Origin of the sequence: Mesorhizobium sp. M4A.F.Ca.ET.022.05.2.1 (assembly GCF_003998845.1) — a bacterium.
Lineage (GTDB): Bacteria > Pseudomonadota > Alphaproteobacteria > Rhizobiales > Rhizobiaceae > Mesorhizobium.
This window is the reverse complement of the sequence record NZ_RZOJ01000801.1, coordinates 1-674: the sequence shown is the minus strand read 5'-3', so window position 1 is coordinate 674 and position 674 is coordinate 1. Positions and strand designations below refer to the sequence as shown.

Genomic DNA, 674 nt, shown 5'->3' with positions numbered 1-674 from the left:
GCCTTTGACTTTCATGTGACGCGTAATGATGCCGATGCGCTTGGTGGTCAGGTCCAGCTCGTCGGCGAGCCGGCTATAGATCGAAAACGGATTGACCGGCATCAACCGGCCGGTGAGTTCGATCGGCTGAACCGGTGCCGGAATGCAGAAGAAATCGCTCAGGCCAAGCGGGTCGTCGACCTTCTTCAGCACAACGCCGTTGTCGTCGATGAAGATGACCTTGCGGCTGCTCTTATCCCAGATTTCCCAGCCGCACAGGTCGCTGTCGCCTTCGCCGCGCGCCTTCTTCTCCTGGTCGTCGGTCTGGATGCTGATCAGACCGGCGTCGAAGACCGCGCCCTCATCTTCGCGCTGCACGACGAAGCGGAATGCGTCCCACGGCCGATCTTTCCAGCGCTTCGCCGGACCGTGCCGGTAGTCTCGCCAGCTTACCGCTTCGAATTCGATGCACTCGTTCGCGAGGCGTTCGCCCGGCGCTGCGCCTGGTGCCGCTGCCCCGTAGTCGTCGGTCGTGGCTTCCTCTGACTTGCCCCCGTCCCGCTCGTCGCTCGCCTTGGCTAGCTGTGAGCTTTCGGGAGGTTGTCCATTCGGACCGGACCGGGGAGACTGGAGTTACCAAGCTTCAGCACTCACCGGAGGGTCCGAATGAACATCCATAAGAATGCCCGTCTCAC

At 61.9% G+C, this 674-nt stretch carries 1 pseudogene; it reads right to left on the bottom strand.

Annotated features, from left to right (window positions below):
• Positions 1 to 357 (bottom strand): annotated as a pseudogene (locus EN745_RS35510) (hypothetical protein); the annotation flags it as partial.
• Between the last annotated feature and the right edge of the window lie 317 nt (positions 358 to 674).